12 protein-coding genes are annotated in these 14,917 nt (G+C 68.3%); 3 read left to right on the forward strand and 9 right to left on the reverse strand.

The genetic code is table 11. The features are described from left to right. Positions 1-53 precede the first annotated feature (53 nt). On the forward strand, positions 54-1,433 hold the full coding sequence (locus ACP7AS_RS09740) for an MFS transporter (RefSeq protein ID WP_426028669.1): 1,380 nt from the start codon (positions 54-56) through the stop codon (positions 1,431-1,433). Beyond that, complete coding sequence (gene mazG / locus ACP7AS_RS09745) at positions 1,430-2,218, forward strand: nucleoside triphosphate pyrophosphohydrolase (RefSeq protein ID WP_426028670.1); 789 nt, start codon at positions 1,430-1,432, stop codon at positions 2,216-2,218. The genes ACP7AS_RS09740 and mazG overlap by 4 nt, the downstream gene beginning before the upstream one ends. A 63-nt stretch (positions 2,219-2,281) precedes the next feature. Here mazG and ACP7AS_RS09750 read toward each other — a convergent pair whose 3' ends face one another. From ACP7AS_RS09750 to ACP7AS_RS09785, 8 genes are all read right to left on the reverse strand, one after another. Then, entirely contained in the window at positions 2,282-3,283 is a 1,002-nt protein-coding gene (locus ACP7AS_RS09750) for a sensor histidine kinase (RefSeq protein ID WP_426028671.1), read from the reverse strand. Positions 3,284-3,379: 96 nt separating this feature from the next. Then, positions 3,380-4,702 (reverse strand): GTPase HflX, encoded by a 1,323-nt coding sequence (gene hflX / locus ACP7AS_RS09755; RefSeq protein WP_426028792.1) that lies wholly within the window; start codon positions 4,700-4,702, stop codon positions 3,380-3,382. Positions 4,703-4,873: 171 nt separating this feature from the next. After that, positions 4,874-5,119 (reverse strand): RNA chaperone Hfq, encoded by a 246-nt coding sequence (gene hfq / locus ACP7AS_RS09760; RefSeq protein WP_055830158.1) that lies wholly within the window; start codon positions 5,117-5,119, stop codon positions 4,874-4,876. A gap of 110 nt (positions 5,120-5,229) precedes the next feature. Further along, positions 5,230-6,093 carry a D-amino-acid transaminase gene (locus tag ACP7AS_RS09765; RefSeq protein WP_426028672.1) on the reverse strand — a complete coding sequence of 288 codons (864 nt, stop codon included), beginning with the start codon at positions 6,091-6,093 and terminating at the stop codon, positions 5,230-5,232. Then, positions 6,090-7,505 (reverse strand): sigma-54-dependent transcriptional regulator, encoded by a 1,416-nt coding sequence (locus tag ACP7AS_RS09770; protein ID WP_426028673.1) that lies wholly within the window; start codon positions 7,503-7,505, stop codon positions 6,090-6,092. The genes ACP7AS_RS09765 and ACP7AS_RS09770 overlap by 4 nt, the downstream gene beginning before the upstream one ends. Positions 7,506-7,514: 9 nt before the next feature. Continuing rightward, positions 7,515-9,812, reverse strand: a complete 2,298-nt coding sequence (locus tag ACP7AS_RS09775; protein ID WP_426028674.1) for an ATP-binding protein — start codon at positions 9,810-9,812, stop codon at positions 7,515-7,517. Continuing rightward, the gene (gene dusB / locus ACP7AS_RS09780) at positions 9,809-10,861 is read right to left on the reverse strand and encodes a tRNA dihydrouridine synthase DusB (RefSeq protein WP_426028675.1); all 1,053 of its coding nucleotides are present in this window, start codon (positions 10,859-10,861) and stop codon (positions 9,809-9,811) included. The genes ACP7AS_RS09775 and dusB overlap by 4 nt, the downstream gene beginning before the upstream one ends. A gap of 44 nt (positions 10,862-10,905) precedes the next feature. Beyond that, positions 10,906-11,331 (reverse strand): MAPEG family protein, encoded by a 426-nt coding sequence (locus ACP7AS_RS09785; protein WP_426028676.1) that lies wholly within the window; start codon positions 11,329-11,331, stop codon positions 10,906-10,908. A gap of 111 nt (positions 11,332-11,442) precedes the next feature. Here ACP7AS_RS09785 and ACP7AS_RS09790 point away from each other — a divergent pair, with 111 nt between their 5' ends. Continuing rightward, positions 11,443-12,579, forward strand: coding sequence for a bifunctional 2-C-methyl-D-erythritol 4-phosphate cytidylyltransferase/2-C-methyl-D-erythritol 2,4-cyclodiphosphate synthase (locus ACP7AS_RS09790; RefSeq protein WP_426028677.1), 1,137 nt, complete (start codon positions 11,443-11,445; stop codon positions 12,577-12,579). Here ACP7AS_RS09790 and ACP7AS_RS09795 read toward each other — a convergent pair. Continuing rightward, a complete protein-coding gene (locus ACP7AS_RS09795; protein ID WP_426028678.1) occupies positions 12,576-14,900 on the reverse strand; it encodes a fused MFS/spermidine synthase in 2,325 nt (774 codons plus the stop codon). The two genes, ACP7AS_RS09790 and ACP7AS_RS09795, sit on opposite strands and share 4 nt — an antisense overlap. Positions 14,901-14,917 lie beyond the last annotated feature (17 nt).

Here is a 14,917-nt window from a genome sequence, read left to right on the forward strand (position 1 = left end):
AATCGGCATGGTGGCCCTGACGGCCGACTCGGGCCGGATCGCCGGACGCACCCATGACCGACGCCCCCGTCGCCGAAGCCGCTCCTGTCCCTGCCCGCCGTTCCAACGCCATCCTCGCGGCCTTCTCAGGGCCCTGCCTGCCGCTGGCCGCCTTCGGCGTCGCCCTGCCTGTGACCCTGCCTGAGTTCTACGCGACCTATGTGGGGCTGGAGCTGGGCGTGGTGGCGGCGGTCTTCATGGCGGTGCGGCTGATCGACATCGTCTTCGACCCCTTCATCGGCTGGGGCATGGACAAGACGAAGACCCGGTGGGGCCGCTACCGGCCATGGATGGCGATCTCGATTCCGATCCTGATGTTGTCGGCCCTGATGATGTTCGTTCTCGTCCAGCCCGGAGCCGGCGCGGCCTATCTGTTCGGCTGGTTGCTGGTCCTCTACCTCGGCTTCTCGATCGGCACCCTGGGCCAGCTGGGCTGGGCCTCGGTGCTGGCGCCGCAATACGACCAGCGCAGCCGGGTCTACGGCTGGTGGCAGGTGTTCAACATCATCGGCGTGATCCTGATCCTCATCCTACCTACCGTGGTGGTCCAGACCGGCCTCGGCGACTACGCCGCCGGCGTGCGCATCATGGGCTGGGCCATCATGATCGCCCTGCCCGTCACCATCGGCCTGGCCATGTTCGTGGTTCCCGAGCCGGTCAACGCGGGCGCGGCTCCCCATGGGGGACCCAAGGCCTACCTCGGCCTGTTCGGCAAGAAGACGGTGCGCAAGCTGCTGTTCGCCGACCTGCTGCTGGGCGTGGCACCCGGGATCACCGGCTCGCTGCTGTTCTTCTTCTTCGGCCAGATCAAGGGCTACGATCACACCCAGGCCTCGCTGTTCATGCTGTTCTATTTCGTCGCCGGACTGGTCGGTGCCCCCTTCTGGGCCTGGCTGGCCACCCGGATCGGCAAGGACAAGGCGTTGGCCACCGCCAGCCTGGTCTTCGCGGTCTTCTACATCGGCGCGACCCTGGTCCCCGGCGGCAATTTCGCCCTGACCGCCGCCGCCATGTTCATCGCCGGCCTGCCCTACGCCGCCGGCCTTTTCCTTCTGCGGGCCATGATGGCCGACGCGGGCGACGAAGTGCGGCTGGACACGGGCGTGGACCGCACCGGCCTGATGTTCTCCATCCTGTCGGCCACGACCAAGATCGGCCACGTCGTGGCCCTGATCCCCTATCTGGTGCTGCAGGCGGTCGGCTTCCGCGCCATCCCGGGGGTCGAGGGTAACAGCGAGGGCTCGCTGATGACGCTGCAGATCCTGTTCATCCTGGTTCCCGGCCTGTTGCTGGCGGCGGCGGCGCTGGTCCTCAAGGGCTATCCCCTGACACCGGCCCGGCATGACGAGATCCGCAAGGCGCTGGACGCGCGCGACGGCGCGGCCGCCGCATGACCCCCATCGACCGCCTGAACGCCATCATGGTCCGGCTGCGCGACCCGGTCGGCGGCTGTCCGTGGGACGTCGAGCAGACCTTCGCCACCATCGCCCCCTACACGCTCGAGGAAGCCTATGAGGTCGCCGACGCCATCGAGCGCGGTGACATGGATGATCTCAAGTCCGAGCTCGGCGACCTGCTGTTCCAGACCGTCTTCCACGCCCGCATGGCCGAGGAACAGGGGCTGTTCGCCTTCGACGACGTGGCCAACGCCATCGCTGACAAGCTGGAGCGCCGCCACCCCCACGTCTTCGGCGACGAGGCCGCGAAACCGGACGGCGTGGCCCAGAAGGCCCGCTGGGAAGACATCAAGGCCGCCGAGCGCGCGGGCAAGGCCCTGCACGGCGTGCTCGACGACGTCCCCGTCGGCCTGCCCGCCCTCGCCCGCGCCGCCAAACTGACCAAACGCGCCGCCCGCGTCGGCTTCGACTGGCCCTCGACCGACGAGGTCTTCGACAAGCTGCACGAAGAGGTGGCCGAACTCCGCGTCGAGATCGCCGCCGGCGACCTCGACAAGGCCCGCGACGAGGTCGGCGACCTGTTGTTCGTGGTCGCCAATCTGGCGCGGAAACTGGGCGTCGAGCCGGAAGACGCCCTGCGCGGGGCCAATGCGAAATTCATCCGCCGGTTCGGCTTCATCGAGACGGCACTGGCAAAGGACGGGCGGACGCCGGACCAGTCCGACCTGGCCGAGATGGACGGGCTGTGGGACGCGGCCAAGGCGGCGGAGCGGGCAGGCTAGCGCCCCTCCACCGCTTCGCGGTCCCCCTCCCCGCAGAGCGGGGAGGAGACATAACCCTGCCCGCTACAGGGCGACCCGGTCCTTGTTCATCCGCAAGCGAACCACCAGCCCCTGCGGCGCCCAGTCCTTCTCGATGGCCCCGTCCAGCTGGCGGGCCATGGCGCGCGCGACCATCTGGCTGCCGTAACCGCCCGGCCCCTCGGGCGGCTGCACCGGCGGGCCGCCCTGTTCCGTCCAGGCGATCACCAGCTCGGTGTCGTGGGCCGAGCAGGAGACGTCCAGGGTCCCCGTCTCGGCGGACAGGGCACCGTATTTGAGCGAATTGGTCGCCAGTTCATGGACGATCAGGGCCAGGGCGTTGGCCGCCTGCTCGCCCACCCCCATGCGCGGCACCGACACCCGGATGCGGCCGCTGAAGGCGCCGAGGTCGTCATAGGGGGCCAGCAGGACCGACAGGAGGTCGCCGAGCAGCGCCGCCTTGCCTTCCTCGCCGGGCAGCGGGCGAACGAGGTCATGGGCGCGGCCGAGGGCGGTCAGGCGCTGGGTCAACTCCCGCGCCATATCGGTCGTCGTATCCACCGAGCGGGAGGTGATGGCCGTCAGGCCCGAGGCGATGGCCAGCAGATTCTTGACCCGGTGGCTCATCTCGCCGGCGAGGAGTTCATGGCCTTCCTCGGCCTGTTTGCGGCCGGTCACGTCGATGAAGATGCCGAACATCTTGCGGCTGACCATGCCCAGGTCGTCGCCCTGTCCCCGCGCGGAGACCCAGCGGACATCGCCGTCGACCAGGATGCGAAAATCGATCTCATAGGGCCCCACCACCGCGCGGGTGGCGGCGAAGGCGGCCCGCACCCGGTCCCGGTCCGCGGGATGGATGTGGGACGAGAGATCCTCGAAGGTGACGTGGGGCCGGACCGTCATGCCCCAGAGCCCGAACGCCGCCTCGTCCATGGCGAAGGTGTCGTCGTCCACGTTCCACGACCACAGGGCCACCCCGGCGGCCTCAAGGCCCCGTTGCAGTTCGGCGACGTCCCAGTTGGACGTCGCGGCTTTCGACTTCGACATTCGGGGGGTCCAGGCTCAACCGTGTCACGCGAAACCGCGTAAACCCCGGTGAGCGCGCCGTTCTAGCACAGGCCGGGGCCGCGGCGCACGCGCGCCTTAGCGGGTCGCGGAGAACTGCCGCTCGAACCGTCCCAGCGCCGCCGGGTGCAGCCGTACCGTCACATGCGTCCGGCCCTCGTCGTCCGTATCCCGCCCGGTGACCCGCCCGTTCTCGTACAGCCAGGCCAGCGCCTCGCCCTGTGAGGGCAGCAGCACCAGTTCCGTCTCCGGATCGTCGTCGATCAGGCCGGCGATGACCTCGCGCAGGGCCTCGACCCCCTCCCCGGTCCAGGCCGAGACCGCGACCGCCTTGCCGTCGCGGGCCAGCCGTTCGGCCTGACCCAGCACGGCCTCGCGCACGTCCTCGGCCAGCAGGTCGGTCTTGTTCCAGACCTCCAGCACACGGCGGGTCTTGCCCTCCGGCGTATCGATCATCTTCAGCACCGCCTCGACGTCCTTGGACTGGGCCTCTGAGTCGGCCGAGGCGATGTCGCGGACGTGCAGGATCAGGTCGGCCTCGCCTACCTCCTCCAGCGTGGCGCGGAAGCTCTCGACCAGTTCGTGCGGCAGGTCCGAGATGAAGCCGACGGTGTCGGCGACGATGGCCGGCCGGCCCTGCGGCAGGCGGATGGTGCGCTGGGTCGTGTCGAGGGTGGCGAACAGCAGGTCCTTGGCGAACACCTCGGACCCCGTCAGCCGGTTGAACAGGGTCGACTTGCCGGCGTTGGTATAGCCGACCAGGGCGATGGTCGGGAACGGCACCTTCTGGCGCTGCTTGCGGTGCAGGCCGCGCGTGCGGCGCACCTCGTCCAGTTCCACCTTCAGCTTGACGATCCGGTCGGCGATCAGGCGCCGGTCCAGCTCGATCTGCGTCTCGCCGGGGCCGCCGGTCGAGCCGGTGCCGCCGCGTTGCCGCTCGAGGTGGGTCCAGGTCCGCACCAGCCGCGACTTCTCATAGTCCAGCCGCGCCAGCTCGACCTGCAGCCGGCCTTCCTTGGTCCGGGCGCGGCGGCCGAAGATTTCGAGGATCAGGCCGGTGCGGTCGATAACCTTGCAGTCCCAGGCCTTTTCCAGATTGCGCTGCTGCACCGGGGACAGGTCGTCATCGACGACCACGGCCTCGGCCTCGGCGGCGCGCACCAGGGCGGCCAGCTCCTCGACCTTGCCGGTCCCGAACAGGGTGGCGGGCGTGGGCTTGCGGATGCGCACGATCTCCTCGGCGCGCACGTCGAGGTCCAGCGCCCGCGCAAGGCCGACGGCCTCTTGCAGACGCTCGACCGACTGACGCGAGCTCTCGCTCGCGCCGAAGCCGGAGCGCTCGGGATGGATGACGACCGCCCGGATCAGCGGGACGGCGTGGTCGATGTGTTTGGTTGTCAGGTCTCGGGCTTTCGTTACGCCGTCATCCTCGGGCTTGCCCCGAGGACCGGATGTTGTGGTGCTGACCGACAGATAGGAAGTCACCGGCCATCGGGCCATCCCTGACGCATCGCCGCACGACGTCCGGCCCTCGGGTCAGGCCCGAGGGTAACGGTGGATGGAGCAGAGGACTCAGTCCTCGTCCGCCTCCGGCTCGTAAAGCTGAACGGGTGCCGACGGCATGATGGTCGAGATGGCGTGTTTGTAGACCAGTTGCGACTGGCCATCGCGGCGCAGCAGCACACAGAAGTTGTCGAACCAGGTCACGATGCCCTGCAGCTTGACGCCATTGACCAGAAAGATGGTCAGCGGTGTCTTGGTCTTGCGGACGCTGTTGAGGAAGGTGTCCTGAAGGTTCTTGGACTTGTCTTGCGACATGGCAGGTTCAGCCTGTTAATGCTTGTTCTCCGGCCGAGGGGGAGCGGCGCGGGGCTGGATCGGATGTCCGGCCCCTCATCTTAGCCACCGGCCGCCAGGCGCCGCAACGTCTAGATGGCGTCGCGGATCGCCTGATCCAGATACAGGGCCCGCAGACGGGTCGCGATCGGACCCGGCTTGCCGTTCCCGATCTTCGTGCCGTCGATAGACACCGCCGGCATGACGAAACCGCTGGCCGACGTATAGAAGGCCTCCCGGGCGCGCTTGGCCTCATCGACGCTGAACGCGCGCTCCTCGAACGCCAGACCTTCTTCCTCGATCAGCTTCAGCACCGCCGCGCGGGTGATGCCACGCAGGATGTTGGATTGGGAATCGCGCGTTCTCAGCGTGCCGGTCTCATCGACGATCCAGGCGTTGGTCGACGAGCCTTCCGTGACCAGACCCATTTCGTCGACCATCCAGGCCTCGGCCGCACCCTTTTCCTTGGCCGCCTGTTTGGCCAGGACGTTGGGCAGCAGTCCGACGGTCTTGATGTCGCAGCGGCCCCAGCGGATGTCAGGGTGGGTGACCACGGCCACGCCCTTCTTGGCGCTGGCATTGCCCTTCGACAGCGGCAGCGAGCGGGCGGTGACGACCACGCTGGGCGCCGTGCCCTCGGGCGGGAACGGATGGTCGCGGCGGGCCGTGCCGCGCGTCACCTGCAGATAGACGATTCCCTCGCGCACGCGGTTGCGCCGCACGGTCTCGTTCAGGACCCGGCCGAGCGCCTCGGATGTCATCGGAATGGGGATCTGCAGTTCTGTCAGGCTGCGGTGCAGGCGAGTCATATGCCCGTCGAAATCGGCCAGACGGCCATCGAAGACCGACCACACCTCATAGACACCGTCGGCGAACTGGAAGCCGCGATCCTCGACATGGATTACGGCCAGACCATGCGGCTGGTACTGGCCGTTGACGTAAGCGACGCGGCTCATTCCTCAACGACCTCTTCGATGTCTTCCTCGCCGCCGCGCGACGGCGACACGCCCAGGGACTTCAGCTTGCGGTGCAGGGCTGACCGCTCCATGCCGATAAAGGCGGCGGTGCGCGAGATATTGCCGCCGAAACGCATGATCTGGGCCGCCAGATACTCCCGCTCGAACACCTCGCGGGCCTCGCGCAACGGCAGGGCGATGATGCGTTCGCCGCCCAGGGTGCCGGTCGAATTGGCGTTCGTCGCTTCCTGCGGCAGCATGTCGGCGCTGATCGGTTCATCGGGATCACCCGTAGCCAGGATCAGCAGCCGCTCGACATTGTTGCGCAACTGCCGGACGTTACCGGGCCATGGGTGGACCTGCATCACGGCGATGGCGTCATCGCCCATGCGCCGCCGGGTCAGGCCCTGCGACGCCGACAGGGTGTCGATGAAATAGTCGATCAGCTCCTGGATATCCTCGCGCCGTTCGGACAGGGCGGGCACACGGATCGGCACGACGTTCAGCCGGTGGAACAGGTCCTCACGGAACCGGCCCTCGGCGATCTCCTGCTTCAGGTCGCGCGAAGTCGAGGTGACCACGCGGATGTCGACCTGAACGTCCTGCTCGCCGCCGACGCGGCGGAAGCGTTGCTCGACCAGCACCCGCAGGACCCGGCTCTGGCTCTCGCGCGGCATGTCGCCGACGTCGTCGAGATACAGGGTGCCGTTGTGGGCGCGTTCAAAGACACCGATCTTGCGCGGGCGTCCATCGACGCCCTCCTCGCCGAACAGTTCCAGGTCGAGCCGTTCCGGGGTCATGCCGGCGGCGGCGATAGCGACGAACTCGCCTTTGGAGCGGGCGCTGGCCTCGTGGATCTGGCGCGCGACCAGCTCCTTGCCAGAGCCCGGAGGACCCGAAATCAGCACCCGGCTGTTGGCCGGCGCGACCTTGGCGACCGTGCTGCGCAGCGCCTGGGCCGCCGCCGACCGGCCGATAAAGCCACTGGGAGCCGCGACCTGGGCGCGCAGGCGGCGGTTCTCGCGCTTGAGCGAGGTCGCTTCCAGCGCACGCTGCACGACGACCACCAGCCGATCGGACTTGAACGGCTTTTCGATGAAGTCATAGGCCCCTCGCTGCAACGCCGTGACCGCCGTCTCGATATTGCCGTGGCCCGAGATCATCACCACCGGCAGGTCAGGGTCCAGCTCCTTGATCACGTCCAGCAACTCCAGCCCGTCCAGACCGCCGCCCTGCATCCAGATGTCGAGCAGGGCCAGCGACGGCCGCCGTGCCCGGATCGCGGCCAGCGCCTCGTCCGAGTTGGAGGCGACGCGCACGGCGTGGCCTTCGTCCTCAAGCAGGCCGGAGACCAGTTCGCGGATGTCGGCCTCGTCGTCGACGACCAGAATGTCGGCTCCCGTGGATCGCATGACGCCTCGCTATTCGGCGGCCGGAACGGCCGGGGATCGAGCGGCTTTCGCCGCCTTCGCCCCGGCAGCGCCGGTCGATTTGGGTTGGGTTTTCAGGGGGAAGATCAGGCAGACGCGCGCGCCTGACAGGTGTTCGGCGTCGGCCAGCTTCAGCTCTCCGCCGTGGTCCTCACAGATGCGTTTGACGATAGCGAGGCCCAGGCCGGTACCCTTTTCCCTTGTCGTCACATAGGGCTCGGTCAGCCGGTCTCGGTCCTTGGCGGGCAGGCCCATGCCGTCGTCCTCGATGACGAAGGTGGCCGTCTCATCCTCGATCGACAGCCGCGCCGATATGCCGGGGCGCTGGCCGTCACCGTCCCTGGGCGCGATGGCCCGTCGCGCGGCCACGGCCTCGCCGGCGTTCTTGAGGATATTGGCCAGCGCCTGACCGATCATGGGCCGGTCGGCGTACAGAACGACCTTGGGCAGGGGCTCGATCAGCTCCACGCCGATGTCGGCCGCCGCCACCCGCTGGGCGAACACCGCCTCGCGCAGCAGTTCCGCGGGATCGGCTGCGGTGAAGCGCGGCGCGGGCATACGCGCGAAGGACGAGAATTCGTCCACCATCCGGCCGATGTCCCCGACCTGGCGGATGATGGTCTCGGTGCAGCGATCGAACACCTCGACATCGTCCATGACCTGGCCGCGATAGCGTCGGCGCAGCCGTTCCGCAGACAGCTGGATGGGAGTCAGGGGGTTCTTGATCTCATGCGCGATCCGCCGCGCCACATCGCGCCAGGCGGCGTTGCGCTGGGCCGTGACCAGACGGGTGATGTCGTCGAATGTCAGCACCATCTCGCCGCCCACGCCGCCTTCTATGCGTACGCGCAAGCGCCGCGTCTCCCCCTCGAGACTGACGTCGATCTCTTCCTCGATATGGGCCTCGGCACGGCCGGCCAGTTCACTGAGCTCGGGCGAAACATCCCCCAGCGGGCGGCCGATAATGTGGGGGTCCCGGATCGCGAGCAGTTCGACCGCACTGTCATTGATGGCCGAAACGCGCCGCATCCGATCGAGGCCGATGACGCCGGCCGACACGCCAGACAGGACCGTCTCGATGAACAGACTCCGGCCTCGCGCCTCTTCACTGGCGGCCCTCAGCGCGGCCTGCTGCGCCTGCAGGTCACCGGTCATGCGGTTGAAGGCCGCCGACAGGGTCTTGATCTCGCCCGGCCCGTCCTCGCCGTCGACGCGCGCCGTCAGGTCGCCCGCCGCCACCTTGTCCGCCGCCTCGACCAGCCGCCCGATCGGCGCCGAGATAGCGCTGGCCGCGCCCATGCCCAGCCAGATGGCACCGACCAGCACCAGCAGCGCCGTCTCGACATAGCTCAGCGCGAACGCCGCCTGGATGCGCTGGCGGCTTTGCTGGGCTTCGCGATAGGCAACGATGGATTCCTCGCCATTGCGCATTTGCGCAATGAGGCCGGCCTTCAGGGGTCTGACCAGATACAGATAGGCATCGCCATAGGCTGGCAGGGCGATGAGCGATCGGACGGCGTCCGGATTCTCGGTGACCTGCTGAGGCGGCTCTCCGCCCTCGGCCGCAGCCTCCAGAACCGCGCGAGGGGGCGCGACGTAGGGCGGAGCGCCGTGCGCTTCGCCACTGGCCAGAACCTCACCGTCCGGCGCGAGGATATAGACGGCAGGATAGCCGAACAATTCTGCGATCTGCGTCAGGGCATCGGAGAATTGGATGCGGTTTTCGAAAAGCGGTCGCGCGCCGATCAATTGATCCGAAATGACCCGAAGATCGCCATCCATTTCGTCCGAGACGTCATCCAGATAGGCCTCGCCGATCAGGGCCCCGTTCTCAACCGCCGACTGGACATTGCCGCTGAACCACTGGTCCACGCCACGGTTGACCAGCACGCCGAAGACGAGGGCGATCAGCACGGCGGGCACAATGGCCACAAGGGAGAACAGGGTGACGAAGCGCAGGTGGAGACGCGCCCCCGCATCGGTCCGCCTCCGAAACAGGGACAGCGCCCGTCTTCCCACGACCAGGGCCAGCCCGGCGATGAGCAGGAGATTGGCCCCAAGGATGCCCAGAACCGCCTGACTGGCGGTCGACCGCGCCCCTTCACCGCTGCTGCCGGGTGCCACGGCCACCAGCCAGATGGCCGCGACGGTAATCAGGAAGGCGAGGGTGTAGACGATCAGGAAGGCGTTACGCCGCCGCTCCTCCGACCAGCCGGCAAACCATCGCACAGCGCCGCGTCGATCAGCGGCGGGCGCGGAGTCTGCGTCGGCGGGCGGTGTATCCGTCATGCAACGCCAGCTTCGACCAGCTGTGGCGGAATATCAACAGCAGAGTTGCCGTTATGCGTCACTGGGTGCCACAGGCCCGCCAGTTCCCGCTCCACCTCGTCCGGACTTTCGAGGCGACAGAGCCGGGCCTTGGCGGTCCGCCGCTCCAGCGGATCTTCAGGCCAGGGGGCCTGTTCAACATACCACCCGAGATGCTTGCGGAACATCTTCAGCCCCAGCGGCAGCCCGTAGAAGGCGACCGACGCCCGAAGGTGTTCGATGACGATCCCGAGCCGTTTTTCCCGTCCCGGCTCCAGCAGCACGGTTCCGTCGGCCAGCGCCCGCTCCATGTGCGCGGCCAGCCAGGGCCGGCCATAGACACCGCGGCCCAGCATCAGGGCGTCTGCGCCAGACTGACGAAGCGCCTCGCGGGCGTCGTCTGCGGTCAGGATGTCACCATTGACGATGACCGGAATGCCCACCGCCGCCTTGACCTCACCGACCGCCGTCCAGTCGGCCTGGCCGGTGTAGAATTGCGCCCGCGTCCGTCCGTGCACGGTCACGGCCCGCACGCCGATCTCCTCGGCCCGTTTCGCCAGCAGCGGCGCGTTGCGGTGCGCGTCGTCCCAACCCAGCCGCATCTTGACCGTCACGGGCCGCGACGTCGCCTCGACCGCCGCCTGCATCAGCCGGCAGGCCAGATCGGGCGTCCGCATCAGGGCCGAGCCACAGGCCGAACCCGTGACCTCCTTGGCCGGACAGCCGAAATTCAGGTCGATGATGTCGGCCCCGGCCTTCTCGGCCATGCGCGCGCCCTCGGCCATGGTCGCTGGATCCCGGCCGACCAGCTGGATCACCGTCAGGGGCAGGCCCTCGCCCACCGCCGCGCGCCGCACGACGTCGGGCCGGGCCCGGGCCAGCTCGGCCGCGGCCACCATCTCGGTCGCGACATAGGCCGCGCCCAGCCGACTGGCCAGCCGCCGGAACGGCAGGTCGGTGATCCCGGTCATGGGTGCTGTCAGCACCCGGCCGGGCACCCATACGTCGCCGATCTGGAGGCCGCTTTGCATGGCCGGGCAGATAGGGGTTTTACAGCCTCGGGTCCAACCCGGACTCAGACCGGGAAGACGGCGATTGCGGCGCGGACGGCGAGAACGACCAGGACGCCGCTCGCCGCCATGAAGACGGCGAAGCGAAGCGGGATCACATTGATCAGCGCCTGGATCAGGCTGTGCGTCACCCGCAACGCCACATAAGCCCAGGCCAGCCCGAGGTTCAGCCCGTCGCCATGCCCGACCAAGGCCAGCGTCAGGGCCGTCGCGTAAAACAGCGTCGGCTGCTCCATCAGGTGATTGTAGTTGTCCGCCTTCCACCGCACGCGAGGCGGCAGACCGCCCAGCATCACCTCCCGGGGCTGTGTCGGGTCGAGCTTCGTCTTCGCCCGGACCATGGCGGGCAGGCGCGTGGCGTAGAGCCACGCCCACATCACCATCGACCAGAGCACCAGGACGACGACGGGTTGCAGGATCGAATGCGGCATCGAAAACCCTCCCTTCGACAGGCTGGCGATACTCGGGTCCGTTGTCAAACAGGATGGACCCATGACAAGGAGGTCTCGTCAGCGGCCCATGGGGTGGCTAGAACCGTCGCCATGAGTTTTTCCGCCATTATCGTCGCCGCCGGCACCGGATCCCGCGCAGGCGAACCCAAGCAATGGCGCAGACTGGGCGGACGGCCGGTGCTGCGCTGGTCCGTCGAGGCCCTGCTGTCCGCCGGAGCGTCCGAACTGGTGGTGGTCGTCGCGCCCGGCGCCGAAGATCTGGCGGCGGAAGCGCTGACCGGGCTGGGCAGATGGGTCGCCGTCAAGGGCGGTGAGACACGCGCCGCTTCGGTCCAGGCCGGCCTCAACGCCTTTAAGGCGCGCTCCGGCGCGAGGGTGCTGATCCACGACGCCGCCCGCCCACTGCTCGATCCGGCGACGATCCGCCGGGTTCTGGCCGCCCTCGAGCACCATGAGGCCGTCGTGCCGGTCCTGCCGGTCGCCGACAGCCTGCGCCGCGGCTCGGAGGGCGTGATGGGCGAGTCCGTCGACCGGGAGGGCCTCTGGCGGGCGCAGACGCCGCAGGGTTTCCGGCTTGAGGCCATCCTGGGTGCCTATGCCGCCTGGCCCGACCCCTCACCGCCGACCGACGATGTCGAGGTCGCGCGCCGCGCCGGGCGGACGGTCGCCATGGTGGCCGGCGATGCCCGGCTGATGAAACTGACCTACCCCGAGGATTTCGCCATGGCCGAAGCGCTCATTTCCCGCCAGACCCGCGTGGGTCAGGGCTTTGACGCCCACCGCTGGGGTCCCGGTGCCTCGGTCTGGCTGTGTGGCGTCGAGATCGCCCACGACCAGACCCTGATCGGTCATTCCGACGCCGACGCGGGGCTGCACGCCCTGACCGACGCCATTCTGGGGGCCATGGGGGACGGCGACATCGGCGACCATTTCCCGCCCACTGATCCTCAGTGGAAGGGGGCGTCTTCGGACCTCTTCCTGATCCACGCGGTCGAGCGGCTGGCCGCGCGCGGCGGCCGTCTGGTCAATGTCGACGTGACCCTGATCTGCGAGCGTCCCAAGGTGAAGCCGCACCGTCTGGCAATGCGCGAACGCCTCGCCGGGCTTTTGTCCCTTCCGCTCGACGCCGTCAGCGTCAAGGCCACGACGACCGAGGCCATGGGCTTCACCGGTCGCGGCGAAGGTCTCGCTGCCCAGGCCCTCGCGACGATCGAACTGCCGCTCTAGAGCGGACGCTCCGCCGACGGGAACATGCTCCGCCACAGCGAGCCGAACAGATTGACGTAGTCGTCCGTCCACGGCCGCACGGTCGTCGGCAGCGGCTGCTTCCAACGCGGATCGCCCCGGAAGTCCGCCAGCCCCTCGGGCGTCGGCGACAGGATCAGCGCCTCGGTCGAGGCCTCGGCCATCTCCGGCGAGGAGTCCTTCTCATAGTAAATCTGGTGCAGGCTCGCCTTGCCCAGCGCCTGGGCCGCCGCGACGGCCGGCAGGGTGATGTCGAGGTTGCGGTTCGAAAGGTGCAGCAGCACCACCCCGTTCGGCTTCAGCAGCTTCAGATAGCCGTCGATGGCCTCGGCCGTCAGCAGGTGTGTCGGCACGGCGTCGGACGAGAAGGCGTCGATGATCAGCAGGTCGTAGGACCCGGCCGGCTGCTTCGCCAGCGTCAGACGCGCATCGCCCAGCACCGTGTCGATCGGGCCCGCAGCGCAGTTGGAGATGTAGGTGAACCATTCCGGATCGCGCGACAGCCGGTCGACCATCGGATCGATCTCGAAGAAGGTCATGGTGTCTTGGGCGCGCTTGTAGGTCGCCATGGCACCCGAGCCCTGACCGACGACACCGATCCTGGCCGGGCCGCGAGCTTCGATCATCTCGGCCGCCTGACCGATCGGCGTGGCGGGGGCGTAGTAGAGGGTCGGTATGCAGTCGAAGCGGGGGTCGCGCGCCTGGGCCCCATGCAGGGTCGTGCCGTGCATCAGCACATTGACGTCGCCGCCCAGACGGGGATCGGGCGAATTGGCCACGCGCATCACCCCGAAGAAGCTGCGCTCTGAATAGCTCCAGTCATAGCCGCGCGCGATCCACTGCGACGACAGGGTGATGGCCAGCAGGATGGCGGTAAAGGCCAGCGCCCGGTCCCGCACGAGGAAGCCGCAGATCGCCGCAGGCAAGAGGATGATCAGCGCCAGCTGGCCCATCTCGAACGGCGAGGCCGCATAGAAGGCGGCTCGCGCGCCGTCATTGCTGTTCAGCCAGATCGCCAGCAGCACCGGCACAGCCGCGACCACCAATGCCGCTACAAGAAGGCCCGTCTGGGTCGCGTTGAGCCGGCCCCTGCCCCACGGCCGGGCCAGGCCGACCAGCACCAGCACCAGCGGATACTCCCAGACCATGTTGAAGATCACCGGAGCCAGCAGGGCGGTGAAGGCTCCACCGACCACGCCGCCCAGCGACATCAGCAGATAGAATTCCGTCAGCCTGTCAGGGGCCGGACGACGGGCCGCCAGAAGCTGGTGGCACATCAGGGCGGCGAAGAAGAAGGCCGTCAGATGGACGGCGAACGCCATGCTCCAGTTCGACGAACGGAAGGCGACCGTCAGCACGCACACCGCCCCGACCGCCGCCTGTACCGGCAGGGTGATCGGCAGCGGAATCCACGGCCGGTTCTGGAAGGCGATGACGAAGGTCAGCAGATAGAGGGCCAGCGGCACCACCCAGAGGAAGGGGGCCGAGGCCACATCGGTCGACAGATGCGAGGTCACGCCCAGCATCAGGCTGGACGGTGCCGCCGCCAGCAGCACCAGAATGACCTTGTCACGCAGGGTCATCGGCGGGCTGGCGACAAGCCGCGCGGGCTCTGAAGTGCGATCCAGACGCCGCCCCCAGACCACGAAGGCCAGGGCTACGATCATCAGCATGAAGGCGACATAGCCGCCACTCCAGCCCAGCCTCTGTCCCGACAGTGTCGCCAACGGCTCGATCAGGATGGGATAGGACAGCAGGGCCAGGAAACTGCCGAGGTTGGACGCGGCGTACAGCACATAGGGGTTCTTCCCGTCGGCATATCCGGCCCGCACCCGCGCATACCAGGCCTGGAGCAGAGGCGCGGTCGCGGACAGCACCGCGAACGGGGCTCCGACCGACAGCGCCAGGGTCGCGAGCAACCAGCCGACCGGCGCCGACGGATTGGGGTCGCCCAGCCAGCCGTTGATGTGCAGCGGCAGGAACAGGGCCGCCGCGACCAGCAGGGCCAGATGGATCGCCACCTGGGTCTTGATCGACCCGACCTTCTGCAGCGCATGGGCGTAGGCATAGCCGGCCAGCAGCGCGGTCTGGAAGAAGACCATCGCCGTGTTCCACACCGCCGGCGATCCGCCCAGCATGGGCAGCACCAGCTTGGTCACCATCGGCTGCACCACGAACACCAGCGACGCCGAGGTGAAGATGGCCAGGGCGAACAGCAGCGGCGTCACCCGGTCGGCCGGCGTGTCAGGCGTGCCGGTGTGGATGCCCGTCTCCAGGTCCCGGTCGCCGGTGGTGTCGCTCATGCCCGCCCCGTATGCTG

This window comes from Brevundimonas sp. TWP2-3-4b2, from assembly GCF_049897345.1.
In the GTDB taxonomy this organism is placed as follows: Bacteria; Pseudomonadota; Alphaproteobacteria; order Caulobacterales; family Caulobacteraceae; genus Brevundimonas.